Genomic DNA, 24,897 nt, shown 5'->3' with positions numbered 1-24,897 from the left:
TAAGATATAACCTGAAAAAATGTACTACGGTGGATAAAAAACTGCCCGTAAAAACCTGATCGGCTAAGGCTAACCATCAGGAAAAAACACCCTGATGGAAGGTTCGCCTTATCTCAGTCGAAGGCCCTCCAGTTTGTACGTCGATGATCAAGGCGCTTCCGCTTTTCTGTTTGATTTGTAAGGCTTTACTTTCCAGTCTAATGGGTTCATGTTATCATATACATTAGGATTCTTTAGATTGGGGGCATTGATGTTGTCAGAAACTGAGAAAAACCGTACAAGTGTAGATATATATGGACAACAATATATCATTATGGGCACTGAAAGCTCAAGCCATGTCCGTCATGTTGCATCGATAGTAGACGATAAAATGCGTGAAATCAGCTCTAAGAATCCTTCACTCGATCTGAATAAATTAGCCGTTTTAACTGCGGTCAATGCCGTTAATGACTACTTAAAGATAAAAGATCGTCTTGAACGGCTTGAACTTGAATTAAAAAGAGTAAAGGACTGACTGGAATGCTAGATCTCGCAATTATTATTATTTTAATATTTGGTTTCTTCGTTGGAATTAAGAGGGGATTGATCCTACAACTTATCCACTTAACTGGATTTATTATCGCTTTTCTTGTAGCGAAAGCATATTATATGGAGCTCGCTCCAAAACTGACGCTTTGGATTCCTTATCCTAACCTCAATAGTAACTCTACAGTAAAAATGTTCTTTGACCAGGCAAATTTTGAAGACGCCTATTACCGCGCTATTGCCTTTGTCATCATTTTCTTAGCTGTGAAAGTGATCATACAAATAATTGGAAGTATGCTCGATTTTATTGCTCAACTACCTATTTTAAAGCAGTTTAATGCACTAGCTGGCGGTATTTTTGGCGTTATCGAAGTTTATCTTATCATGTTTATTTTACTATACATAGCTGCATTGCTGCCAAATGAAACAATTCAAGCTCCGTTGCAGAATTCTTTTATGGCAAATTTAATGATTGATCATACACCGTATTTGTCTCAAAAAATAAGAGATTTATGGATTAGTTACGCGGCAAGTTAGGCAAATTTGATTGATGGATGAAAATAGCTTTTTATCCACGTATTAAAGCAGGTGATAAATAATGAAGGTTAATAAAAAAGATGTAGTAAAGCTGCTCGAAAAAATAGCCATCTATATGGAATTAAAGGGAGAAAATCCTTTTAAGGTGTCAGCGTTTCGAAAAGCTGCTGCTGCACTTGAAGCGAATGATCAAAGCTTAACAGAGCTAACGGATTTTACAAAGCTAGCGGGAATCGGAAAAGGAACCGCGGCTGTTATAGAGGAATATATCTCAACTGGAAGTTCAACGGTACTAAATGAGCTGCAGAGTGAGGTGCCTAAGGGTTTGATTCCATTACTCCAGCTTCCAGGTCTTGGCGGGAAGAAAATAGCCAAGTTATATCAAGAGCTTGGGGTAGAAAATGCAGCGGACCTTGAAGAAGCCTGTCAAAAAGGGAGAGTTCAAGGGCTAGCGGGTTTTGGAAAGAAAACAGAGGAGAAAATTTTGGAGGCCTTAAAGAATGCAGGCTCAAGGCCTGAAAGACTTCCAATTGCGTACATGCTTCCGATTGCAGAATCGATTGAAGCTGCATTATCTGAAATGAAGGGAATTGAGAAATTCTCAAGAGCTGGAAGTATTCGGAGAATGAAAGAAACGATAAAAGATTTAGATTTTATCATTGCAACAGAAAATCCATCAATTGTAAAGGATCAGCTTCTTCAGCTTTCTAGAATAAAAGAAATTATTGCTTCTGGTGATACAAAGGTTTCCATTACATTAGAGCTAGATTATGATGTATCTGTCGATTTTCGACTTGTGAAACCAGACGAATTTTTTACAACACTTCATCATTTTACTGGTTCAAAGGATCACAATGTTCGCATGAGACAGCTTGCGAAAGAGCGTGGAGAAAAAATAAGTGAATATGGTGTTGAAAACAGTGAAACGAATAAAGTGAAGACGTTTCAATCAGAAGAAGAGTTTTATGCTCATTTTGGCTTACCTTTTATTCCTCCAGAAATACGGGAGGACGGAAAAGAGGTTGAATCTTTTGATCATGAATCAAGCTTAGTATCTCTCCAAGATATTAAAGGTGATCTTCATATGCATACAACCTGGAGTGATGGAGCTTTTTCTATTGAAGAGATGGTAGAAGCATGTAGAGCAAAAGGCTATCAATACATGGCGATTACTGATCACTCTCAATATTTAAAAGTAGCAAACGGACTTACTCCAGAGAGGCTTCGAAAGCAAAAGGAAGAAATTAAACGAATCAATGAAAAATATGATGATATTACGGTTCTTTCCGGGGTTGAAATGGATATATTACCTGATGGGACACTTGATTATGATGATGACCTTCTAGAGGAAATGGATCTTGTCATTGCTTCTATCCACTCCTCTTTTTCACAGCCAAAAAAGAAAATGATGGAGCGCTTAAAGACAGCACTTCTCCATGCTAATGTTGATATCATTGCTCATCCAACCGGTCGTTTAATTGGGAGGAGAGAAGGCTATGAGGTTGATATGGATATGCTTATTAAGTTAGCAAAGGAGACGAATACTGCGCTTGAACTAAATGCCAATCCACATCGACTTGATTTAGCGCCTCCATATTTAAAGAAAGCACAGGAGGCAGGCGTCAAAATAGTTATTAATACAGATGCCCATAATATTGATATGCTGGGTCATATGAATATTGGAGTCTCAACTGCTAAAAAAGGCTGGTTGAATAAGAGTACGATCTTAAATACAATGGATATAACAGATTTAATGAATTTTTTAAGGAAAAAGAAAGGGTAAGTTTTTGCAGGTAGACTGTTGTCTAGCTCCGACATATAGGATGTACCAGTGCCGATGAAGACATAAGGCCATGGCACTTTTAATCGGCCAGCGCCTATCGACTATCAAACTTCAGGTCTTCTCCCTACGATAAGTCAACATCGATTCGCTGTCGCTTATCGTGTATCCTTTATCACGTTTTAACGGGCAGTAAGATATGACCTGAAAAAATGTACAATAGATAAAAAACTGCCCGTAAAAACCTGATCGGCTCAGGCTAACCATCAGACAAAGAACACCCTGCTGGAAGGTTCGCCTTATCTCAGTCGAAGCCCCTCCAGTTTGTACGCCGATGATCAAGGCGCTTGCGTTTTTCTTAATTAAGGGAGGAAAAAACTCCATGCAAGATAGAGTACTAAAAGTATTAGAATTTACAAAAGTAAAGGAACAGTTGCTGGAGAATGTTTCTTCTTCTCTTGGAATGCTTAAGGCAGATGGGTTAACTCCCTCTGTCGATTTTGAAGAAGTGGTGAAAAGACAAGAAGAAACAGATGAAGCAGTAAACGTATTAAGAATGAAAGGAACGATTCCACTTGGTGGGATTTATGACATTCGTCCACACATAAAAAGAGCGGTCATTGGCGGGATGCTAAGTCCGCATGAACTAATTCAAGTTTCAAGTACAGTTCATGCCAGCAGAGTCATCAAACGATTTATTGAGGAATTTGCAGAAGAAAAAGAAAGCATTCCGATTTTAAAGGAATTAGTAGACAGAATCATTGTTCTTGCAGATTTAGAGCAAGCTATTCGGATTGCCATTGATGATAACGGAGAAGTATTAGATCAAGCAAGTGAAACGCTTCGCTCTCTTCGAATTCAATTGCGAACAAAAGAAGCGAGGGTAAGAGAAAGGCTTGAAAGCATGATTCGCTCCTCAAATGCTCAAAAAATGCTCTCTGATGCGATTGTGACGATACGGAATGATCGATTTGTAATACCTGTTAAGCAGGAATACCGTGGACATTATGGTGGAATCATTCATGACCAAAGCTCATCTGGGCAAACTTTATTTATTGAACCTCAATCCATCGTTCAATTAAATAATGAACTCCAGGCCATTCGTTTGAAGGAGCAGCAGGAAATTGAAAGAATCCTAATTGAATTATCATTAAAGGTTGCCGAATTTCAAAGTGAATTAGGCGAGATCATTGTTGTTTTAGCTGACATTGATTTTATGTTTGCAAAGGCAAGATATAGTACCAAGATTAAAGGATCGAAGCCGAGAATAAATTCAGAAGGTCGAATTTCTTTAATAAAAGCCCGACATCCACTTATTAGCAAAGAGAAAGTGGTGGCAAATGATATTGCCCTTGGTAAAGATTATTCCACAATTGTCATCACTGGACCAAATACAGGTGGGAAAACTGTTACTTTAAAAACGGTTGGCCTTTGTACTCTTATGGCACAGGCTGGCTTGCAAATACCAGCTTTAGATGGGTCAGAAATAGCTGTTTTTGATTCTGTCTATGCAGATATTGGCGATGAGCAATCTATAGAGCAAAGCTTGAGTACTTTTTCATCTCATATGGTTAATATTGTTGACATCCTAAATCAAGTTGAAGCAAATAGTCTTGTATTATTTGATGAGCTTGGAGCAGGGACTGATCCGGCAGAAGGGGCAGCACTTGCTATTTCCATCCTAGACGAGACCTATAATCGAGGAGCAAAAGTGATTGCGACTACACATTATCCTGAATTAAAGGCATATGGTTATAATCGTGAAGGGGTAATGAATGCCAGCGTTGAATTTGATATTGAAACATTAAGCCCAACATATCGTTTGTTAATAGGTGTCCCTGGTCGCAGTAATGCATTTGAAATTTCAAAGCGCCTCGGTTTGAATGAAGCTGTAATAGAAACAGCTAGATCACATGTAAGCGCGGATAGCCATCAAATTGAAAACATGATTGCTTCTTTAGAAGAGAGCAAACGATTAGCTGAAAATGAACGGAAAGAAGCAGATGAGTTACTAAAATCTGCTGAAAAGCTTCATAAGGATCTTCAAAAGCAAACGATTGAATATTATAGCCAGAAAGATTTATTAGTTGAAAAAGCTTCGAAGGAAGCAGCTGAAATTGTTGAAAAAGCGAAGCGGGAAGCGGATGAAATCATTCGTGAGCTAAGGCAAATTCAATTAGAGAAAAAAGCTGAAGTAAAAGAGCATGAATTAATAGAAGCAAGAAAACGTCTCAATGAAGCTGCTCCTACCATGCCTACAAAAAAAGCTGTGTCAGATAAAAAGAAACACCATGTTTTTAATCGTGGTGATGAAGTAAAAGTATTAAGTTTTGGGCAGAAAGGACAGCTGATTGAAAAAATCACAGAACAGGAATGGCAAGTACAAATTGGGATTTTGAAAATGAAGGTTCATGAAAAAGACTTGGAATTCATTCAAGCTCCTAAATTTGTAGAAACAAAGCCATTGGCAACGGTCAAGGGAAGAGATTATCATGTAAGCCTTGAACTGGATTTACGTGGTGAACGATATGAGAATGCTTTGCTAAAAGTTGAAAAATACATTGATGATGCAGTTTTGGCAGGATATCCTCGTGTTTCAATTATTCACGGAAAAGGAACGGGTGCTCTTAGACAAGGAGTTGGCGAGTATTTACGAAACCATCGTTCAGTGAAAAAAGCTCGTTTCGGTGATGCTGGTGAAGGTGGAAGCGGAGTGACTGTTGTTGAATTAAAATAAGGGACAGGAGAATAAAGTATGAATCATTTTTGGGAGAACGAATTTGTCAAAACTGCAGCAAACTATAGTGTAGTGATCCTTTGCATGATCGTATTTTTATCTGTTTTTGAGCTTGTCACAAAATATAAAAATTGGGACGAAATAAAAAATGGGAATATAGCTGTGGCGATGGCGACAGGTGGGAAAATTTTTGGGATTGCAAATATTTTCCGCTTTTCAATTCAGCATCATGATAATCTTATAACCACGATTGGATGGGGGATTTTTGGCTTTTTCTTGCTGCTTGTTGGCTATTTTATCTATGAGTTTTTAACCCCAAAATTTAAAATCGATGAAGAAATAGAAAAGGATAATCGGGCAGTCGGTTTTATTTCCATGATGATCTCAATTGGGCTATCCTATGTCATTGGCGCAAGCTTTATGCAATAGGTGGTTCGGATGATTAAGCTAGTGAAAATACTCCTTATCCTATGCGGCTTGTTCTTATTATCAGGAATGATCTATCTATTTTTTTGGAATAACTAAAAATAAGTGTGAAACAAATTGATGTTTGTTTAGCTCCATGCATGAACTGTTCGAGAGTATGTTTAAGCTGAAACAAATTATTAGCATGATGAAAAGAACGATGATATACTGTCGTTAGTATTTTAGTAAACAACTAAGGAGGTAAGTAACATGGCTATTTCACACGTTACTGATCAAAATTTTTCTACTGAAACAGGTACAGGTGTTGTACTTGCAGATTTTTGGGCACCTTGGTGCGGCCCTTGTAAAATGATTGCTCCAGTTCTTGAAGAACTTGATAATGAGATTGGCGATAAAGTAAAAATCGTTAAACTTGATGTAGATGACAATCAAGAAACAGCTGCAAAATTTGGAGTAATGAGCATTCCAACTTTAATCGTATTTAAAGATGGAGAAGTGGTTGATAAAGTTGTTGGCTTCCAGCCAAAAGAAGCTTTGTCTGAACTTTTAACAAAACATGTATAATTAAATGAATGAAAAAGAGGCTGGATGTCATCTATTTGCTCCCTTAGATTTTAAAGGAGAGGTAGCAGAGGATGACGATCTAGCCTCTTTTTTGATGCTTTTTTAGCCTATTAATTGACTTTTGTCTTGCTGAACTCACAACAAATCACTATGATGAAAAAAGAAGATTTTTTAAGGGGGTGTTGAATAAGTTGAATGAAATGATTTCAAATAAGCTCAAGCTATTGCCTGATCAGCCTGGCTGTTATTTAATGAAGGATCGACAAGGAACGGTTATTTATGTAGGTAAAGCAAAGATCTTAAAAAATCGAGTTCGATCGTATTTTACTGGCTCTCATGATGGGAAAACATTGAGGCTAGTCAATGAGATTGAGGATTTCGAATATATTATTACTTCTTCTAATATTGAAGCATTGATTTTAGAAATTAATTTAATTAAAAAACATGATCCAAAATATAATATTATGTTAAAGGATGATAAAAGCTATCCTTTTATAAAGCTGACAGCAGAAAGACATCCTCGATTAATTACGACTAGGCAGGTTAAAAAAGATAGAGGGAAATATTTTGGCCCCTATCCCAATGTACAGGCTGCAAATGAAACGAAAAAGCTGCTAGATCGAATATATCCTTTAAGAAAGTGCGCGACTCTTCCAGACCGTGTTTGTCTATATTACCATATGGGACAATGCTTGGCTCCTTGTGTGAAGGAGGTAAAAAGCGCAGAATACGAAGGAATTGTTGAAAATATTACTAGTTTTTTGAATGGCGGATATAAGAAGATCAAACAGGATTTAACTGAAAAAATGGCAGCAGCAGCTGAAGAGCTGGAGTTTGAGAGAGCTAAAGAGTATCGTGATCAAATTGCCCATATAGAGGCGATCATGGAAAAGCAAAAAATGATGATGAAGGATTTGACGGATCGAGATGTTTTCGGATTTTCCGTCGATAAGGGCTGGATGTGTGTGCAAGTCTTTTTTATTAGACAAGGAAAGCTTATCGAAAGAGACGTTTCCTTATTTCCGATTTATCAAGAGCCGGACGAAGAGATGCTAACCTTTCTAGGGCAATTTTACTCAAAGGCGAATCATTTCAAGCCTCGGGAAATCCTTATTCCAGAGTCGGTTTCAGCAGAAATGGCAGGAGAGCTGTTAAAGATAAAAGTCGTACAGCCAAAAAAAGGCCAAAAAAAAGAACTCGTTCAATTAGCGTGCAAAAATGCAAAAGCTGCATTATTTGAAAAGTTCTCTCTTATTGAGCGGGATGAGGAAAGAACAATCAAAGCAGTTGAAAATTTAGGGAAGCAGTTGAACATTTATACCCCTTATCGAATTGAAGCTTACGATAATTCCAACATTCAAGGAACGAATCCTGTTTCTGCAATGGTGGTCTTTATAGATGGAAAAGCTGAGAAAAAAGAATATCGAAAATACAAAATCAAAACAGTCAAAGGGCCAGATGACTATGAATCAATGCGAGAAGTCGTTCGAAGAAGATATACGCGCGTCTTAAAAGAAGGACTGCCGCTTGCTGATTTAATTATCATTGATGGTGGCAAAGGGCATATAGAGGCAATAAGAGATGTGTTGGAAAATGAGCTAGGCCTAGATATTCCGATAGCTGGTTTAATTAAGGATGAAAAGCATCGAACGTCAGAGCTTTTATTTGGAAGTCCTTTATCTACGATACCCCTTCCTCGAAACAGCCAGGAATTTTATTTGCTGCAAAGAATTCAAGATGAAGTCCATCGATTTGCCATTACCTTTCATCGCCAATTACGTGGAAAAAATGCTTTTCAATCCATGCTTGATGAAATTCCTGGAATTGGTGAAAAACGAAAAAAACTGTTATTAAAGACCTTTGGTTCTGTCAAAAAAATGAAAGAAGCAACGATTGCACAGTTCACAGAAATAGGGATACCTGCTCAGGTAGCTGAAGATCTACAAAAAAAGTTGCAAGATAAATAATTGTATTTTATTTTATATTATGCTAAAATAATAGAGCTTTAATTTAATATTCGACACTTTTAATAGGTGAAGGTAGAGGTGCGAGCTTCATAAGTAATAACCTGGAGAAGAATGAGCTTCAAAGAAGGGTTAAGAAAGGGAAGGTTCGCCGAAGTGGAGGAAGTCTCATCACTTTCTTTGCTGGTTTTGCATTGAATAAATGCAAGATTGTCAAGATACGCATTATCTTGGAGAGCTATCTCGCTGTTTGTGCTTATAGAATGGTATGAAATGTTTAGTCTGCACAGCAATGAGATGTTCTCATTGCTTTTTTTGTTGTTTAGGAAAAAATAAAGTGAGAAAGACAAGATCGTCTATTACTTATCCATACGATCATTTACAAGCGTTTTACATGGTGAATGTAATGAACTCTACCGACTTTTTCTAGCACAAAAAAAGCCAAAAAATACTATAAATTTGAGAAAGTTGGGGAGTCAATGGGAATCATTGTTCAAAAATTTGGAGGTACTTCGGTAGGAAGTGCTGAAAAAATAATGAATGTTGCTGAACGAGTGATTGAAGAAAAAAAGAGAGGGAATGACGTCGTTGTCGTTGTTTCAGCCATGGGGAAGACGACAGATCATCTCGTAAGCTTAGCAAATGAGATTTCGGCACAGCCCTCTAAACGAGAAATGGATGTCCTTTTATCTACAGGCGAACAAGTGACGATATCTCTTTTAACGATGGCTTTATTGGAGAAGGGCTATGATGCTATTTCTTGTACAGGATGGCAGGCGGGGATTCAGTCGGAATCTGTGCATGGAAATGCACGTATCCTTCATATCGAAACAGATCACATTCACCGCCAATTACAAGAGGGTAAAATTGTTGTCGTTGCTGGATTTCAAGGGATCACAGCAGAAAACGCCATTGCTACTCTCGGACGCGGCGGTTCTGACACGACGGCTGTAGCACTTGCGGCAGCGCTAAAAGCGGATAAATGTGATATCTACACTGATGTTACCGGTGTATTTACAACAGATCCGCGCTACGTGAAAGATGCAAGAAAGCTCTTGTCTGTATCCTATGATGAAATGCTGGAGCTAGCTAATTTAGGCGCAGGTGTTTTGCATCCGAGAGCAGTGGAATTTGCAAAAAACTATCACGTGTCATTAGAAGTACGTTCAAGTATGGAAAAAGAAGCAGGGACGATCATAGAGGAGGAAGTTTCAATGGAACAAAATTTAGTCGTACGTGGAGTAGCTTTTGAGGGGGCGCTTTCAAGGGTTACGGTAAGTGGACTAGCTAACTCTCTAACTAGTCTATCTACTATTTTCTCAACACTAGCAAACAATCATATTGATGTAGATATCATTATTCAAAGCTCAACAGATAATCAATTAACGAATTTATCTTTTTCGATTAAACAAGATGATTTAGCGAATACATTACAAGTGTTAGAGCAAAATAAGGCTCAGCTTCAATATAAAGATATTGAAACAGAATGTGGTTTAGCGAAGGTTTCAATTGTTGGATCTGGTATGATTTCCAACCCGGGTGTAGCGGCAAAAATGTTCGATGCTCTTGCATCTACTAACATTCAAGTAAAAATGGTTAGCACCTCTGAAATCAAAGTATCAACGGTTGTGGAAGAATCTCAAATGATCCAAGCAGTTGAAGCCCTCCATACTGCATTCGAGCTTGCAGGTGAAGTTGTGAACGTATAATAAAGTTTCTATATAGTAAAGCTTTCAGTGAGATAGATTACTGAAAGCTTTTTTAAATTCGATATGTTATATTTTTTTAAAAATTATGACAAATGATTAGGTAGTCTAGGTATTTAAATCTATTTATCATGACATTAGATTACAAAAATAGCTAGAATGATTCATAACTAAAATGGAATGAGAAGCTTTTTTTTGTAAATAATGGACATATTATTACACAAAATTAAGAATAGTAGGACAATATATTTATTTTTCGCTTACTGTATGTAACATCTAGAGATAATGGTTCATTTCAGTTTAAGACAGAAAGAGTATTTTAAGTGAAATTAAGCGTTTACAAATATATCATATCAAAGTGACTAGGTATTAATCTTCATCTTCTTTTTGCATGAAAGCGCTTGTTGACAAAATATTTTGTATTTCGCTATATTTACCTCGTATTTACGACATTTTATGCGAGGTGGGAAAATGGTTTTAAAGAAAAAGTCATTAAAAGTTTTAGCAAGTCTTTCCCTTGCAGCAGCTGTCGGCTTTACATCAGCAGCTCCAAGTGCATTGGCAGCAGTCACACAACCTGAGGCAGACACTCCTCTACAAAAAGAAAAGCTTCAAAAGCTAAGTGTTAAAGGAGTTGAAAAATTGTCGAATGGGGTTAAGTTTGACCTAGGTACAAACGAAGCCTATATTCGTATTTTCGACAAAGATCTTGCAAAAGTTTCTGTATTAAAAAAGGGTGAGAAAGAATTTGAATCCCGAGGTATTGCCAAAAAAGAATCAGAATGGAAAACTCCAAGATTTGAAGCATCTGATAGCGCAGATACATATACGCTAAAGACAGATGAAATCACAGTCGAAATTAAAAAACAGCCCTTTGGTGTAAAGTTTCTTGATAAAGAAGGAAATGTCATCAATGAAGATTATGTAAATCAAGAGAATACTTCTGGTTATGAGAACGGAAAGCCTTATGTATTTAAGAAAACAGAAAAAGATGAAGATTTCTATGGATTTGGTGAGCAAACAGGTTTAGAATTCAATAAACGCGGTGATAGCATCGGCTTATGGAATACAGATGCTTATTCATACAATAAAGACACAAAATATGTATATACTTCCATTCCGTTCTTTATCGGATTAAAAGATAAAAAAGCATATGGTATTTTCTTTGACAATACACACCGTTCCTATTATGAAATGGCTAGCGAATCAGATGATTACTACTATTTCTATGCAAATGGCGGTAAATTAACGTATTACTTTGCTTATGGTCCTGAGGTAGGAGATGTAATCGATCGCTATACGGATCTAACAGGAAAAATGGATGTTCCAGCAGAATGGACATTAGGATTACACCAAAGTAAATGGGAATATACAGCCGATGAAATCGTAAATGTAGCAAAAACATACCGTGAAAAGAAAATTCCGTTAGACACAATGCATTTTGATATCGACTATATGGATGGCTTCCGGGTGTTTACATGGAATGAGAAATATAAGCAAGCATTAAAACAACTAAAATCTATGCCTGGATTCCATGCAATCGCGATTAACGATCCAGCTGTTAAGCAAGACGAAAACTATCGTATATATCAGGAAGGGACAAAAAATGATTATTGGGCGAAAAATGCTGATGGTACTCCTTATATCGGTCCAGTATGGCCTGGAGATTCTGCATTCCCTGATTTCTCTAAACAAGAGGTTCGTGATTGGTGGGCTAAAAACCATGGTGACATTCTCAATGAAGGGATTGACGGTATTTGGAATGACATGAATGAGCCGGCAGTCTTCCTTGATGACGATCGCCATGCACATACTATGCCTCTTGATAATTATTTTGGAACAGACGATAACAAGATATTGCATACAGAATACCATAACTTATATGGACATGATGAAGCGGATGCTACCCATCAAGGAATTAAAATGTACAAGCCTAATACTCGTCCTTTCGTGTTAACACGTGATATGTATGCAGGTACACAACGCTATGCTGCATTATGGACTGGTGATAACGTAAGTAACTGGGAACACTTGCAAATGTCACTTCCAATGAATATGAATGTTGGTATGTCCGGAGTGTCATTCGTGGGTAACGATATCGGCGGATTCGCTGCCCGTCCATCTGCAGAATTATTTGCTCGTTGGATTGAAGTTGGTGCCTTCTTGCCATTCTCTCGTATCCACTATGATAGTGATGCAAAAGCAACGGTAAAACAAGGTCAAGAGCCATGGGCATTTGGTCCGGAGGTTGAAAAAATAAGTAAAAAGTATATTGAAATGCGCTATCAATTACTTCCTTACTTGTATAATGAATTTAAAGAAGCTGCCGACAGCGGTAAACCGATTCAACAACCGCTTGTTTATCAATTCCAAAACGATGAAAATACGAACGATATCAGTGATCAATACATGTTTGGCGACTCAATGATGCTAGCACCTGTCGTAAAACAAGGTCAAACTTCCCGTGAAGTTTACCTGCCTAAAGATGTTAACTGGACAGACTACTGGACTGGTAAAGAATATACAGGCGGACAAACTATTACTGTAGATGCACCACTTGGACATTTGCCGATTTTTGTGAAAAAAGAATCGATTATCCCTACTCGTGAAGTACAGCAGTATACTGATGAGAAACCATTAACAAACCTTGTTCTTGATACGTATGTAGACGAAGAAGCGTCGTATACATTCTATGAAGATGACGGGGAAACAGAGAATTACAAAAAAGGTGAGTACAACTTAACGGAATTTGAAGTAGAGCGTGAACAAAACTTAATTAAATTTGAACAAGAGAAAAAAGTTACTAGCTTTAAAGATTCAAAACTGCAGCAATATACATTAAAATTAAATAATGTAGAAAAACCATCAAAAGTTAAAGCTGGGAATAATGATTATCAAGAAGTTGGTTCGCTTGCAGAAACTCAAGGGAAAACAAACACATTCTTCTATGACACAAATGCGAAAACACTTTATGTAAGTATCTCAGTTGACGAACAGAAAGAAGTTAAAATTCAAAAATTTGATAAATAATGAAATAGAGAAGGGACTAACAGCTGAGTTAGTTCCTTCTTTTACAACTAGGCAGTTTTTAACGAGGGGGTAGATTTTTTATGCTACCGAAAAAAATATATTTATTAATCATCTTATTTATAATTCTTTTGATGTTAGTTGTGACAGCAGTAATAAATAAGTCTTTCTCTAAACCTGGGCAAAAGCCTGAACAAGAAGAAACAAATCTTGCCCTTAAGGATAAAGATATCATTCAAAGGATGACAACGGATCAAGCTTCGTACCAACCAAATGAAATTATTCATTTTACTACTCAGTTATTGGATAAGTACACAAATGGAGTGTTAAAAATCACGTATTATCATTTAAATGATGTTATTGATCAGCAAGAAATTCAAGTGACAAAAAACGAATTGCAATGGACATGGCAGCCGCCAAAGGAAGATTTCAAAGGATATTTAGTTCATGTGCAATATGAATCTCAAACCGAACAAGATCAACAAACGATTGCAGTAGATGTTTCAAGCAGCTGGTCTAAGTTTCCGCGATATGGATTTCTTTCAAAGTTTCATGATATGCCTAAAGAAGAAATGGAATCTGTTATTTCCAAGTTGAATCGGTATCATATTAACGGCTTGCAATTTTATGATTGGCATTATAAACATCATCAGCCTATTAAATTAGAAAACAATGAGCCTGCAGCTTATTGGGACGATATTGCAAATCGTTCAACCTCGCTGCAGACGATTAAAAAGTATATCGATTTAGTCCATGAACGAAACATTAATGCAATGGCCTATAATTTACTATATGGAGCTTTTGCGGAAGCGGAGAAGGATGGGGTAAAAAGAGAGTGGCGTTTATTTAAAGATCAGGAAAAAAATGCGCACGACTTTCATCCATTACCTGATAATTGGAAAAGTGATGTGTTTTTAGTAAATCCAGCTCATCCAGAATGGCAGGAATATTTATTTAATCAACAAAAAAAAGTGTATAAAGCTTTGCCTTTTGATGGCTGGCATATCGACCAGCTTGGTCCAAGAGAAAATGTGTATGACTTTGATGGCGAAAAACTGGAATTGGATCAATCATTCCAATCTTTTTTAGAAAAGGCAAAAATGGAAATGGAGAATAAAAGCTTAGTTATGAATGCTGTCAATCAGTATGGACAAGAACAGCTTAGCAGGTCACCAGTTGACTTTTTATACACGGAGGTATGGGATCAATACAAATATTTTGGTGATTTAAAACGTATTATTGATGAGAACAACAAGTTCTCACAAGGAAAACATAATACAGTTTTAGCAGCTTATATGAATTATATGTTTTCAAATCATGAAGGTGAATTTAATACACCTGGTATTTTACTCGCAAACAGTGTGATTTTCGCATCTGGTGGTTCTCACTTAGAACTGGGTGAACATATGCTATCGAAAGAATATTTTCCGCATGAAAATTTAAAAATGAGTCCATCCTTACAGAGCAGTTTAATGCATTATTATGATTTTCTAGTGGCTTATGAAAATCTGCTGCGTGATAATCTGCAAGAGGTTCCGGTCTCTATTCATTCGTCTGATTGGGTGCATTTCTCTTCTCAGCCAGAACAAGGGAAAATTTGGAGTTTTGCGAAGCAAAAAGAGAATCAAAAGGTGATTCACTTTATTAATTTTTTCGATGCGACAACATTAGAATGGCGTGATACAAATGCAAGTCAAGCAGAGCCGCAAGACCGTGAACCATTAACGGTTCAAATAGAAGAGAAGCGAAACATTAAAAAAGTTTGGTTGGCTTCTCCTGACAAACAAAACAGCATTCCAATTTCTCTTGACTTTAAACAAGAAAATAAAGCAGTTACATTTACACTCCCAAGCCTTAAATATTGGGATATGGCAGTGATGGAGTATGAAAAATAGCAGTACGTAATGTAATAAAAAGATGAGTGAGACCAGAAATAAAGCACCAAACAAATCCGTCTTGGATTGGTTTGGTGCTTTGTTTAATATGGAAGAAAGTATAAGTTTTTGGAAGGTAGACTGGTATCTAGCTTCAGTCGCTTGCGCGGTTTTCTTATATAATCAGAATTTATGTCTAAAGTTAGATTACTGTCTAGCTCCGACGTATAGGATGTACTAGTGCCGATGTTGCCACAGGACGTGGCGCTTTTAATCGGCCAGCACCCTATCGACTAGAAGTGCTTCCCTCACCTTGTCTACGATAAGTCAACATCGAAGCTTGCGCTCTTCGTGTTTCCTTTATCTCACTCGATTCAGTCCAGAACTTTACGTCGATGAGCAAAGGCGCTTACGCTTATTCTTAATAAGGAGAGGAATCTTTACTATCCCACTTGATTGTAAATTGTACTTTACCTCCACGCTTTTTCGGTTGTTCATACCCTTCTGAAACAACATTTTTTTGATGTTCAATTTGTTGAGCTAAAAAACCAGCTTCGAGTTGAAAAAAACACTCTTCCTTTTTACTTAATCGCTTTGTTACAATCGGTCCTTCTAGCTCAAACTCTTGCTCGTTTTTTTTCTCTGATTTAAGGGTTAGCTGACCCCACCCAGCTTCTTGAAAAAAATGTACCGCTTCTTCATATGATTTAAGAGGGTACTTTCTTGCTAATTTCTTGCCTGCCCAATAAAGGATTTCTGCGGCATCCTTTCCTAATAAATCAGGTATGAGCACTTCACGTAATAATTCATATCCAAATACAGGAACAGTTTCTATGTTGTTCTCTGTAAAAATTTCATTTATTAGCTTTGCTTTGTTCAATATTCTCCCCTCTTTCTTAATCTAATTATATAATTTTTTCATAGATTAGAAAATATAACTTTTTTGAAGGTAGATGGGTGTCTTACTTTACAATCTAGCGAAAAAAGTATGAAAATAGTTAATGTCGATAGATTAAAATGGAAAAAATCAAAAAATGTAAACAAATAGAATGTATCCGTTTTCTTGACCCGTTTTTAGGATAAGAGTACAATAATCTTGTCACATTATTGTAAAAACTTAAATTATTTTTTCATTTGATCATTAGGTTAATAGACGTAAATTATGGGGAATAGAGTAGTAAAGAAAACCTAATTATCATTTGATCCTTTAGGGAGGGTAATCGTATGGCAGGTGATCGAGAGTTTTATTTTCGCAGATTGCATTCATTGCTTGGTGTCATTCCAGTAGGTTTGTTTCTTACGCAACACCTTGTTGTGAATCATTTTGCAACGGGAGGAGAAGAGTCATTTAATAAAGCAGCACACTTTATGGAAAGTCTCCCCTTTCGCATTTTCTTAGAGATCTTTGTGATATTTTTACCATTAATCTTTCATGCGGTATACGGGCTTTATATTGCTTTTACAGGTAATAATAATACGAATAAATTTGGTTATTTTCGAAATTGGATGTTTTTATTACAGCGTATTTCAGGAGTTATTACGCTTATTTTTGTATCTTGGCATGTATGGGAGACACGTATTGCTGCTGCACTAGGAGAAGATGTAAATTTTCAAATGATGGAGAAAATATTGTCTAACCCAGCCATGTTTTGGTTTTATTTAATCGGAGTCATCTCTACGACCTTTCATTTTGCAAATGGGCTTTGGTCTTTCTTTGTAAGCTGGGGAATTACCGTTAGTCCACGTTCTCAATTAATATCTACATATATTACTCTTATCATTTTTATTGCTTTATCAATCGTAGGCATTCGTGCAATTACAGCCTTTGTTTAAAGAGAAAGAAAGTTTAAGTTTTTTGAAGGTTGATAAATGTCTAGCTCCAGGCGCCATCGACTCGAGTCATAAGCCAAATCACTCCAAAAATCAGGATTTTCTGCGTGATTCGTCTTATGCTTTTCGCCGATAGGCAGGCGCCTTGCGCTTTTCTTGAGAATCTTAGATTACGAAACTTTATGATGGGGTTAAGGGAGTGAATCGCGTTGGGTAAAGGTAAGGTGATTATAGTCGGAGGCGGTTTGGCTGGCTTAATGGCAACAATAAAAATAGCAGAATCAGGCACGAAGGTTGAGTTGTTTTCTTTAGTTCCAGTTAAACGCTCTCACTCTGTATGCGCACAAGGTGGGATTAATGGAGCTGTTAATACAAAGGGGGAAGGAGATTCCACGTGGGAGCATTTTGATGACACAGTTTACGGTGGAGATTTTCTTGCTAATCAACCTCCTGTCAAAGCTATGGCTGAAGCGGCACCTGGTATTATCCATTTATTAGATCGAATGGGTGTCATGTTCAATCGTACACCAGAAGGATTGTTAGATTTTCGACGTTTTGGAGGGACTCAATACCATCGAACTGCTTTTGCTGGTGCAACAACTGGGCAGCAGCTGCTTTATGCATTAGATGAACAGGTTCGTCGATATGAAGTAGATGGTCTAGTATCAAAATATGAAGGATGGGAGTTTTTAGGGGTTATTAAAGACGAGGAAGGTCTTTGCAGAGGAATTGTTGCCCAAAATTTAACGTCAATGGAAATTGAATCATTTCCGTCTGATGCTGTAATTATCGCTTCAGGTGGACCAGGTATTATATTTGGAAAATCAACGAATTCTGTCATAAATACAGGTTCAGCTGCATCGATTGTATATCAGCAAGGAGCTTCCTATGCGAATGGGGAATTTATTCAAATTCATCCAACCGCCATTCCAGGGGATGATAAGCTTCGATTAATGAGTGAGTCAGCACGTGGGGAAGGGGGAAGAATTTGGACATATAAAGACGGGAAGCCTTGGTATTTCTTAGAGGAAAAATATCCAGCCTATGGAAATTTAGTTCCACGTGATATTGCTACACGTGAAATATTTCACGTATGCGTTGATCAGAAGCTGGGAATCAATGGAGAAAATATGGTTTACCTGGACCTTTCACATAAAGATCCGAAAGAGCTAGATATTAAGCTTGGAGGGATTATCGAAATCTATGAAAAATTTATGGGAGATGACCCGCATAAAATTCCGATGAAAATATTCCCAGCTGTTCACTATTCAATGGGCGGCGTGTGGGTAGGCTATGATCAAATGACTTCTATTCCAGGTTTATTTGCGGCGGGGGAATGTGATTATTCTCAGCACGGTGCCAATCGATTAGGGGCAAATTCGCTTTTATCTGCGATATATGGAGGGATGGTTGCTGGTCCAAAGGCGGTTGAGTATATACACGGCTTAGAAAAAAGCACTGATGCTCTTCCTTCATCATTATTTGAACAAGCTATCAAAAAAGAGGAAGAGAAGTGGACGCAAATCTTAACTCTTGATGGCAATGAGAATGCTTATGTATTGCATAAGGAATTAGGGGAATGGATGACGAATAATGTAACTGTTGTCCGATACAATGACAAGCTCTTGCAAACAGATGAAAAAATACAAGAGCTGCTCGAACGCTATCAAAATATTAATATTCATGATACGAGTAAGTGGAGCAATCAAGGGGCGGCTTTTACGAGACAACTAGAGAACATGCTTCAGCTTGCAAGAGTGATTACACTGGGAGCCTATCATCGTAATGAAAGTCGAGGCGCACATTTCAAGCCGGAGTTTCCTGAACGTAACGATGAAGACTTTTTAAAAACAACGATGGCGAATTTTGTTGACTCAAGCTCTGCACCAACCTTTCATTATGAAGATGTAGATACTTCGTTAATAAAGCCGCGAAAACGAGATTATTCTAAATCGAAGAAAGGGGAGAACTAAGGAATGGCAGAAAAAACGATTTCATTAGCGATTACACGTCAAGATCGTCCTGACACCCCCCCTTATGTGGAGGAATTTGAAATTCCCTATCGTCCGAATATGAATATTATTTCTGCTTTAATGGAAATTCGTCGAAATCCAGTTAATAAAAGTGGGAAAGCAACGACACCAGTGGCATGGGATATGAATTGTTTAGAAGAGGTATGCGGCGCTTGCTCATTGGTTATTAATGGGAAGCCTCGTCAATCCTGTACAGCTCTTATTGATAAACTTGAGCAGCCAATTCGATTAGATCCTATGAGAACCTTCCCTGTTGTTCGTGACTTACAAGTGGATAGAAGTCGAATGTTTGACTCTTTGAAAAAAGTAAAAGCTTGGATCCCGATTGATGGAACATACGATTTAGGTGCAGGTCCAAGGATGCCTGAGAAAAAACGTCAATGGGCATATGAGCTCTCAAAATGTATGACATGTGGAGTTTGTTTAGAAGCTTGTCCAAATGTAAATAGCAGGTCCAATTTTATCGGTCCAGCCCCGCTTTCACAGGTAAGACTGTTTAATGCTCATCCAACAGGAGAAATGAATAAAGAGGAACGCCTAAAGGCTATTATGGGAGATGGCGGCTTAGCCAATTGCGGAAATTCACAAAACTGTGTTCAGTCATGTCCTAAAGGAATTCCTTTAACAACCTCGATTGCCGCTTTAAATCGAGAAACAAGCATTCAAGCGTTTAAAAGCTTTTTTGGAAGTGATCATTAAAAAATCAGCAAAACCTCTATTGGCTATTTTGCCAATAGAGGTTTTTTAAAAGGTTGACTAATATGTACCTTTTTCTCTTATTAACTATTTTGAGCGACACTTTCATTTTTTGATTTATAAGCATCTACCATTAATAGAATTGCTGATATAATATGTAAGATCATTCCGACAAATGGGATCCAACCGAGAATAGAAGTTACAATCCCTAAAATGCTTCCATGTAATTTTTCATTTTCTTTTGATGAAAAAACAAGAGTAGCGATATGCAAGATTAACATTAAGCCTAGTGGAGTCCAAAGTAATGATAATACAATTGCCCCTCCGAGTACAGGAATGCCTAATATTGCTTCTAATCCACCTGTAACCCACTTTAATATTGTTGATATTTTCATGTGTTATCCCTCCTATAATAATTAATTGGAACTAAATTCATTCTATAAAAATGAGGAGAAAATCACTATAGATTCGACAAAAAAAGTAAAGAATCGACATATAAAGTGGGATTATATGGTAACATTCACTAAAGGTAATTTAGTTACATAAGGATTGAAAAATTAAAAACAGCCATATTTTGAGAAAATCAAGGATTTGAAGGGTATTCCTCAAATGAAAAATCTAGAAAGTTGGCCAATCATGAAATTAAATAGTTTGTTATTTCTATCAATTATAAGCAGTATTCTAGTTATTCTTTATCAAATTTTCCAGTGGAGTATCATTGAGATTTTAACTCCATTTCTAATGCCCTTATTATCACTGGTGGTTTATGGCTTTGCCTTCGTGGTGATATTTATATCCATTTTAAGCATACGAAAAGGTTTTCAATGGAAGCCGATAATAATTCAAGGCATAACCATCCTGTTAGTGATTTTCTTTCCATTCACCAAAATAGTATTAGATATAGACTTCAAAATGAATAAATCTGATAGAGAAGAAGTAATTCGGATGGTGGAAAAAGGTACACTAAAGCCTAATGTTTCACACAATTCAACACTTATCCAATTACCAGAAAAATATGCCCAATTATCTAAAGGTGGCGGGGAAATTATCATTGATAAAAATGGTGATGATTCTTCGGTGTTATTCTTCACTTTCCGTGGAGTATTAGATAATTTTTCAGGGTTTGTGTATTCACCTAATGATCAAAGGCCAAGTAACCGTGATTTTGATGGAGACTTCAAACAAGTCGAAAAGTTAGATGAAAATTGGTATTTTGTAGGGTCTTATTAAGCTATTGAAGAGATAGTTTAAAAAGGAGAGTAAATTCAAACGACAATTTGAAAAAAAATCCTATTCTCTTCTTCAAATGTAGTCACTCCAGTCCTTCCATTCACATATGATATGTTGACTAAATATATACCCACCCCAATGTTCATAGCTGGCGAAGGCAAGGAGGGTTACAATACTTGAAGGAGAATGATTATACTCACAAGCCGTTACTCACCAAACGAGAAAGAGAAGTATTCGAACTGTTAGTCCAAGACAAAACAACGAAAGAAATTGCCAATGAACTATTTATTAGTGAGAAAACAGTTCGAAATCATATTTCAAATGCCATGCAAAAGCTTGGTGTTAAGGGGCGTTCACAAGCTGTTGTAGAGCTCCTTCGAATGGGAGAGCTAGAACTTTAATCTAGACCGGCACCCTAATTAGGTGCCGGTTAACACTTTAGGAAAAAATTGTTTCATTTGGTGAGTAAAGTCAGCTAATTCTTTCTTGATATTTTCTATGAAAAGGTAGAAAATAAAAGCAATTGTTAAAAATAGTGATTAACCTTAAATGGGGGATGTCCATTATGGAGCTTGAAAAAATGAAAACAAACGAGTTTTTTGATTTCGTTACTGATATAGAAAAGGATTTAAGATACATATCTGTGATTGTTAAGCAAAAGGGGCGAGAGATCTTAAGCAATTATCCAATCACTCCTCCGCAATTTGTTGCACTGCAGTGGCTATTTGAAGATGGAGATATGACGATTGGCGATCTATCTAATAAGATGTATTTAGCCTGCAGCACTACAACGGATTTAGTGGATCGAATGGAAAAAAATAATTTGGTTCAAAGAGTGAAGGATCCGAATGATCGAAGAGTAGTACGCATCCATCTGCTAAAAGAAGGAGAGCTTATTCTAGAGGATGTATTGAAAAAGAGACAAAATTATTTACAGGAGATTTTAAAAGATTATTCAGACCAAGAAATCGTTGTGTTAAAAAATTGTTTAATGAAATTGCATCAGGAAATGCGGGAAGAATGAGGCGGTATTGGTGGAACAGGCAATAGGTGTTATGGATTCAGGTGTTGGAGGTTTGACTGTAGCAAAGGAAATCATTCGTCAGCTTCCAAATGAAAACCTAGTGTATATAGGAGATACAGCTAGATGTCCTTATGGACCACGTTCAAGTGATGAAGTAAGAGATTTTACATGGCAAATGACCCATTTTTTATTACAGAAAAACATTAAAATGCTTGTAATAGCTTGCAATACAGCAACAGCTGTTACTTTAGATGAGTTATCAAAAGAGCTATCGATTCCTGTCATTGGAGTAATATTTCCAGGAGCTCGAACAGCAATTAAAATGACGCAAAATAATCATGTAGGGGTAATAGGCACCATTGGTACAGTAAAAAGCAGAGCGTATGAAAAGGCTTTAACCCAAATTAATCATCGCATTGTTGTGAAAAGTCTCGCCTGTCCTAAATTTGTTCCTTTAGTTGAGAGTGGAGAATATGAAGGGCCAGTTGCAAAAAAAATTGTAGCAGAGACTTTACTGCCATTAAAAAATAAAGGATTAGATACGTTAATACTTGGCTGTACACATTACCCACTGCTAGGATCAACAATACAGAATGTGATGGGAAATACCGTTAAAGTGATAAGCTCTGGAGAGGAAACAGCTCGTGAAGTTAGTACCATTCTTTCTCATCAACGGTTGTTGAATATGACCGAAAAAGAGCCTGTGTATCACTTTTATACAACTGGTTCTAGTAAAATATTTGAAAAAATTGCATCGAAATGGCTCGAACGTAAAATTGAATACGTAAAAAATATTAAACTTGAAAAAATATATAGAAGTATATAGATTATAAGAAACGCAGTTCATCAAAAGCTCTGCGTTTTTTCTATGAAAAAAAATCTAAACTAGACAAAAAGAGTTATTAATCACTCCTAATTTTATATAAGACGGTCTAAATTTTAATAAAGCTCGTATACATGTAGTACAAATTGTCTTAGGAGTGATTAAAGATGTTTAAGAATAAAAAAGCAACTTTAGTGTCTGCCATACTTAGTTTAGTATTAATACTATCGGGTTGTGGACTACTTGGAGGGGGAAAAAAGCAAGAGATAGATCCTCCTAAGGAAGAAACCTACTCTGATGGAGATCAAACAACGACCGCAGAGCAAGCAGAAACCAAAAAGGATAAGGCGAGTGAAGAACAAGTCAGTTCAATTCCAACTGAACTTTATTTACTTGATAAGAACGGCTATATCGTGCCACAAACGTTGAATTTACCAAAAACAAATTCTGTAGCTAAACAGGCATTGGAATACTTAGTTCAAAATGGACCTATTACAGAGATGCTGCCGAATGGTTTTAAGGCGGTCTTACCTGTTGATACAAAATTAAGTGTAAGCATCAAAGATAAAACAGCTACTGTTGATTTTTCGAAGGAATTTTCAAATTATAAACCTGAGGAGGAAATGAAGATTCTGCAAGCAGTCACGTGGACACTCACTCAGTTTGATTCCGTTGAAAAGGTTAAGCTGCAAATGAATGGCCATGAATTAACGAAAATGCCAGTGAATGGAACGCCGATTGAGGGAACATTAAGCAGAAAAAATGGAATTAATATAGACACTGCAGATGTTGTGGATATTACCAATACAAAAGCTATAACCGTTTATTATATCGGAGGAGAAGAAGGTTCGAATTATTATGTTCCGATTACAAAACGTGTAAGTAGTGAAGAGAACAATAATATTAAAGCCACTGTTGCTGAACTTGTAAGTGGGCCAGTACATTCTTCTCATTTACTTACAGAGTTTTTACCTGATGTTAAGCTACTAGATGATCCTAAGATTGACAATGGAGTTGTAACACTTAATTTTAACGAGGCAATCTATGGTGGTCTGAAGGAGAATATGATTTCTAAGCAACTGCTTGATTCTCTCGTTCTATCATTAACAGAACAAAGTGGGATAAAAGAAGTTGCCGTAAAGGTAAATGGGAAATCTGAGCTTGTCAATGAGAAAGGTGATAAGTTGTCAGAACCAGTAACTCGTCCCGAAAATGTGAACACAGGTAGTTTTTAAAAAAAAAGAATTTGTTATACTATATAGTGAAATAGAAAAGGGGAGGCATTTTTTGCCACCTCTTCTTTATTCATTCATAATGGTTAAAGGATACGAATTGGAGGAATGAACGAATGCGGATAGATGGACGAGAGTCTGGAGAATTACGACCGATACATATTGAAACTAGTTTTTTAAAGCACCCTGAGGGCTCTGTCTTAATCAGAGTTGGGGAGACAAAGGTCATTTGTACGGCCAGTATTGAAGACCGTGTACCTCCCTTTATGAGGGGAGAGGGAAAAGGCTGGGTAACAGCTGAATATTCGATGCTTCCACGAGCAACAGAGCAGCGAACGATTCGAGAATCCTCCAAGGGTAAAGTGACAGGAAGAACGATGGAAATTCAACGCCTGATAGGCCGTGCATTACGAGCGGTTGTAAATTTAGAAGCCATCGGTGAAAGAACCGTATGGGTTGATTGTGATGTTATCCAAGCAGATGGAGGAACAAGGACCGCCTCAATAACGGGCGCTTTTGTCGCTGTTGCTCAAGCTTTACATCAATTATTCGAGGAAAAGAAGCTATCTAAATATCCGATCCAAGATTTTCTGGCAGCTATAAGTGTAGGGATATTAGAAGATAAACAGGTGGCATTAGATTTAAATTACAGTGAGGATTCTAGTGCACAGGTTGATATGAATGTAGTCATGACGGGAAATAGTGAATTTGTTGAGCTTCAAGGGACTGGAGAAGAATCAACGTTTTCTTATCAAGAGCTGCAAAGCTTACTGGAGGTAGCACAAAAAGGGTTAAATGAAGTCATCCAAGTTCAAAAAGGAGCATTAGGAGAACAAATAACGGAAATGATTATGAACAAAAGTGAAACCAAGTAAAGAAAAAATGCTCT

General features: G+C 37.0%; 21 protein-coding genes and 1 riboswitch. Of the genes, 19 read left to right on the top strand and 2 right to left on the bottom strand.

The genetic code is table 11. From position 1 onward, the window contains the following. Window positions 1-253 precede the first annotated feature (253 nt). The 10 genes from zapA to FDO66_RS07210 all read left to right on the top strand — a co-directional run bounded on the left by zapA (window position 254) and on the right by FDO66_RS07210 (window position 15,161). A complete protein-coding gene (gene zapA, locus FDO66_RS07255; RefSeq protein WP_141432055.1) occupies window positions 254-514 on the top strand; it encodes a cell division protein ZapA in 261 nt (86 codons plus the stop codon). A 5-nt stretch (window positions 515-519) separates the two neighbouring features. Continuing rightward, entirely contained in the window at window positions 520-1,062 is a 543-nt protein-coding gene (locus FDO66_RS07250) for a CvpA family protein (protein WP_141431977.1), read from the top strand. Window positions 1,063-1,123: 61 nt separating this feature from the next. Further along, window positions 1,124-2,845 carry a DNA polymerase/3'-5' exonuclease PolX gene (polX, locus tag FDO66_RS07245; RefSeq protein WP_141431976.1) on the top strand — a complete coding sequence of 574 codons (1,722 nt, stop codon included), beginning with the start codon at window positions 1,124-1,126 and terminating at the stop codon, window positions 2,843-2,845. Window positions 2,846-3,224: 379 nt separating this feature from the next. Further along, window positions 3,225-5,579: an endonuclease MutS2 gene (locus FDO66_RS07240; RefSeq protein ID WP_141431975.1), complete on the top strand. Its 2,355-nt coding sequence runs from the start codon at window positions 3,225-3,227 to the stop codon at window positions 5,577-5,579. 18 nt (window positions 5,580-5,597) lie between these two features. Further along, complete coding sequence (locus FDO66_RS07235; protein ID WP_141431974.1) at window positions 5,598-6,008, top strand: DUF350 domain-containing protein; 411 nt, start codon at window positions 5,598-5,600, stop codon at window positions 6,006-6,008. Window positions 6,009-6,254: 246 nt separating this feature from the next. Further along, entirely contained in the window at window positions 6,255-6,569 is a 315-nt protein-coding gene (gene trxA / locus FDO66_RS07230; protein ID WP_141431973.1) for a thioredoxin, read from the top strand. Between the two features lie 191 nt (window positions 6,570-6,760). Next, on the top strand, window positions 6,761-8,536 hold the full coding sequence (uvrC, locus tag FDO66_RS07225; RefSeq protein WP_141431972.1) for an excinuclease ABC subunit UvrC: 1,776 nt from the start codon (window positions 6,761-6,763) through the stop codon (window positions 8,534-8,536). A 65-nt stretch (window positions 8,537-8,601) separates the two neighbouring features. Continuing rightward, window positions 8,602-8,782, top strand: a riboswitch (Lysine riboswitch). A 230-nt stretch (window positions 8,783-9,012) separates the two neighbouring features. Then, the gene (locus FDO66_RS07220; protein WP_141431971.1) at window positions 9,013-10,242 is read left to right on the top strand and encodes an aspartate kinase; all 1,230 of its coding nucleotides are present in this window, start codon (window positions 9,013-9,015) and stop codon (window positions 10,240-10,242) included. A 468-nt stretch (window positions 10,243-10,710) separates the two neighbouring features. Further along, window positions 10,711-13,269, top strand: a complete 2,559-nt coding sequence (locus tag FDO66_RS07215; RefSeq protein WP_141431970.1) for a glycoside hydrolase family 31 protein — start codon at window positions 10,711-10,713, stop codon at window positions 13,267-13,269. An 80-nt stretch (window positions 13,270-13,349) separates the two neighbouring features. Continuing rightward, window positions 13,350-15,161, top strand: coding sequence for a glycoside hydrolase family 66 protein (locus FDO66_RS07210; protein WP_141431969.1), 1,812 nt, complete (start codon window positions 13,350-13,352; stop codon window positions 15,159-15,161). 400 nt (window positions 15,162-15,561) lie between these two features. Here the strand turns inward: FDO66_RS07210 and FDO66_RS07205 are convergent, their stop codons facing one another. Further along, entirely contained in the window at window positions 15,562-16,020 is a 459-nt protein-coding gene (locus FDO66_RS07205) for a YslB family protein (protein WP_395939757.1), read from the bottom strand. A 344-nt stretch (window positions 16,021-16,364) separates the two neighbouring features. Between FDO66_RS07205 and FDO66_RS07200 the strand changes: the two genes are divergently transcribed. The 3 genes from FDO66_RS07200 to sdhB all read left to right on the top strand — a co-directional run bounded on the left by FDO66_RS07200 (window position 16,365) and on the right by sdhB (window position 19,702). Beyond that, window positions 16,365-16,973 carry a succinate dehydrogenase cytochrome b558 subunit gene (locus tag FDO66_RS07200; protein WP_141431968.1) on the top strand — a complete coding sequence of 203 codons (609 nt, stop codon included), beginning with the start codon at window positions 16,365-16,367 and terminating at the stop codon, window positions 16,971-16,973. A 206-nt stretch (window positions 16,974-17,179) separates the two neighbouring features. Next, the gene (gene sdhA / locus FDO66_RS07195) at window positions 17,180-18,943 is read left to right on the top strand and encodes a succinate dehydrogenase flavoprotein subunit (protein ID WP_141431967.1); all 1,764 of its coding nucleotides are present in this window, start codon (window positions 17,180-17,182) and stop codon (window positions 18,941-18,943) included. Window positions 18,944-18,946: 3 nt separating this feature from the next. Further along, window positions 18,947-19,702, top strand: coding sequence for a succinate dehydrogenase iron-sulfur subunit (gene sdhB, locus FDO66_RS07190; RefSeq protein WP_141431966.1), 756 nt, complete (start codon window positions 18,947-18,949; stop codon window positions 19,700-19,702). Window positions 19,703-19,782: 80 nt separating this feature from the next. Here the strand turns inward: sdhB and FDO66_RS07185 are convergent, their stop codons facing one another. Continuing rightward, complete coding sequence (locus FDO66_RS07185) at window positions 19,783-20,094, bottom strand: hypothetical protein (protein WP_141431965.1); 312 nt, start codon at window positions 20,092-20,094, stop codon at window positions 19,783-19,785. Window positions 20,095-20,308: 214 nt separating this feature from the next. Here FDO66_RS07185 and FDO66_RS07180 point away from each other — a divergent pair, with 214 nt between their 5' ends. From FDO66_RS07180 to rph, 6 genes are all read left to right on the top strand, one after another. After that, window positions 20,309-20,929 (top strand): hypothetical protein, encoded by a 621-nt coding sequence (locus FDO66_RS07180; RefSeq protein ID WP_258535644.1) that lies wholly within the window; start codon window positions 20,309-20,311, stop codon window positions 20,927-20,929. A 176-nt stretch (window positions 20,930-21,105) separates the two neighbouring features. After that, a complete protein-coding gene (locus tag FDO66_RS07175; protein ID WP_141431964.1) occupies window positions 21,106-21,330 on the top strand; it encodes a helix-turn-helix domain-containing protein in 225 nt (74 codons plus the stop codon). Window positions 21,331-21,494: 164 nt separating this feature from the next. Next, on the top strand, window positions 21,495-21,953 hold the full coding sequence (locus tag FDO66_RS07170) for a MarR family winged helix-turn-helix transcriptional regulator (RefSeq protein ID WP_141431963.1): 459 nt from the start codon (window positions 21,495-21,497) through the stop codon (window positions 21,951-21,953). Between the two features lie 10 nt (window positions 21,954-21,963). Beyond that, a complete protein-coding gene (racE, locus tag FDO66_RS07165; protein WP_141431962.1) occupies window positions 21,964-22,779 on the top strand; it encodes a glutamate racemase in 816 nt (271 codons plus the stop codon). 164 nt (window positions 22,780-22,943) lie between these two features. Continuing rightward, window positions 22,944-24,011: a GerMN domain-containing protein gene (locus tag FDO66_RS07160; RefSeq protein WP_141431961.1), complete on the top strand. Its 1,068-nt coding sequence runs from the start codon at window positions 22,944-22,946 to the stop codon at window positions 24,009-24,011. Between the two features lie 113 nt (window positions 24,012-24,124). After that, complete coding sequence (gene rph / locus FDO66_RS07155; protein WP_141431960.1) at window positions 24,125-24,883, top strand: ribonuclease PH; 759 nt, start codon at window positions 24,125-24,127, stop codon at window positions 24,881-24,883. The last annotated feature ends 14 nt before the right edge of the window (window positions 24,884-24,897 follow it).

The organism is Bacillus sp. 03113 (assembly GCF_006546985.1).
Classification (GTDB): domain Bacteria; phylum Bacillota; class Bacilli; order Bacillales; family Cytobacillaceae; genus VATK01.
This window is presented reverse-complemented; position numbering and strand designations above follow the sequence as displayed.

Bases quoted from the DNA above. Each gene is read 5' to 3' on its own strand.
- FDO66_RS07250 (WP_141431977.1), top strand. From the start codon at position 520: ATGCTAGATCTCGCAATTATTATTATTTTAATATTTGGTTTCTTCGTT.
- polX (WP_141431976.1), top strand. From the start codon at position 1,124: ATGAAGGTTAATAAAAAAGATGTAGTAAAGCTGCTCGAAAAAATAGCC.
- FDO66_RS07240 (WP_141431975.1), top strand. From the start codon at position 3,225: ATGCAAGATAGAGTACTAAAAGTATTAGAATTTACAAAAGTAAAGGAA.
- FDO66_RS07235 (WP_141431974.1), top strand. From the start codon at position 5,598: ATGAATCATTTTTGGGAGAACGAATTTGTCAAAACTGCAGCAAACTAT.
- trxA (WP_141431973.1), top strand. From the start codon at position 6,255: ATGGCTATTTCACACGTTACTGATCAAAATTTTTCTACTGAAACAGGT.
- FDO66_RS07220 (WP_141431971.1), top strand. From the start codon at position 9,013: ATGGGAATCATTGTTCAAAAATTTGGAGGTACTTCGGTAGGAAGTGCT.
- FDO66_RS07215 (WP_141431970.1), top strand. From the start codon at position 10,711: ATGGTTTTAAAGAAAAAGTCATTAAAAGTTTTAGCAAGTCTTTCCCTT.
- FDO66_RS07210 (WP_141431969.1), top strand. From the start codon at position 13,350: ATGCTACCGAAAAAAATATATTTATTAATCATCTTATTTATAATTCTT.
- FDO66_RS07200 (WP_141431968.1), top strand. From the start codon at position 16,365: ATGGCAGGTGATCGAGAGTTTTATTTTCGCAGATTGCATTCATTGCTT.
- sdhB (WP_141431966.1), top strand. From the start codon at position 18,947: ATGGCAGAAAAAACGATTTCATTAGCGATTACACGTCAAGATCGTCCT.
- FDO66_RS07185 (WP_141431965.1), bottom strand. From the start codon at position 20,094: ATGAAAATATCAACAATATTAAAGTGGGTTACAGGTGGATTAGAAGCA.
- FDO66_RS07180 (WP_258535644.1), top strand. From the start codon at position 20,309: ATGAAAAATCTAGAAAGTTGGCCAATCATGAAATTAAATAGTTTGTTA.
- FDO66_RS07170 (WP_141431963.1), top strand. From the start codon at position 21,495: ATGGAGCTTGAAAAAATGAAAACAAACGAGTTTTTTGATTTCGTTACT.
- FDO66_RS07160 (WP_141431961.1), top strand. From the start codon at position 22,944: ATGTTTAAGAATAAAAAAGCAACTTTAGTGTCTGCCATACTTAGTTTA.
- rph (WP_141431960.1), top strand. From the start codon at position 24,125: ATGCGGATAGATGGACGAGAGTCTGGAGAATTACGACCGATACATATT.